The following is an 808-nucleotide window of genomic DNA, read 5'->3' as shown; positions in this document are numbered from 1 at the left end:
CTTCACGGCTCCTCGCCGGCGACGTTGTTCCGCCGAAGACCACTCCGCAAGGGGACGAGCGCCTTTCCATCCTCTACGATCTCGACTGGGACGAGGACGCCCGCCTTGCCGAATGGCGGCAGGTCCTCGATCGTACATCGGAGTTGCCGGCGGTGCTGCGGGCTGCACTTGCGCTTGAAGCTTGGGCCGACATCGAGGTGCTGCAGCGCGGCGCCTGGATCGGCGGGTTGCTGGTTGGCGCGATGCTTCGAGAAGAGGGCGTCACCGCCAACCATCTCGCTTGCCTGCATCTCGGCGCCCAGAAGATTCCACGTGAGCGCCGGCGGTCGCGCGCGAGCACCGAGCGGGTGGCCGCATTCATCGATGCGATCCGCGAGGCGGCCGTCGCCGGGCTGAAGGAGCATGATCGCCTGCTTCTCGCCAGAGAGCGGATGGAGCGCGTGCTGCGGGGCCGCCGCTCCAGCTCGAAGCTGCCTGCCCTGATGGATCTTGTGCTTTCCCGGCCGATGGTTTCCACCAGCATGGTACAGGCGGCGTTGAAAGTGTCCCGGCAGGGCGCGCTCGATCTTGTCGGCGCATTCAGCTTGCGCGAGCTGACAGGCCGGGGAAGTTTCCGGGCCTGGGGGATAATTTAGGCGCGCAGCGCATCGTCGGCTATACAGAGGCGCCACGTCTGGCGCATTCCGATTCGACACCAGCGAACATCCGAAATGGCCGATCCCGAAATCCATCTCTACATCGATGACACTGGGGGCCGCGACCCAGACAGGGAGCCGCTGGTGAAGCGCCGTGACGAGATGGATTGTTT

Annotated in this window: 1 protein-coding gene; it reads left to right on the top strand. The window is 65.2% G+C overall.

Features of this window, described 5'->3' with window-relative positions; genetic code table 11:
* The coding region (locus tag EN780_RS35820) for an RHE_PE00001 family protein (protein ID WP_348631295.1) at positions 1–635 on the top strand (635 nt) is incomplete at its 5' end.
* Positions 636–808 lie beyond the last annotated feature (173 nt).

It is taken from the genome of Mesorhizobium sp. M4B.F.Ca.ET.089.01.1.1 (genome assembly GCF_004022605.1).
GTDB classification, from domain to species: domain Bacteria; phylum Pseudomonadota; class Alphaproteobacteria; order Rhizobiales; family Rhizobiaceae; genus Mesorhizobium; species Mesorhizobium abyssinicae.
Note: the sequence above shows the minus strand (reverse complement) of the source record. Positions and strands in the feature narration are given on the sequence as shown.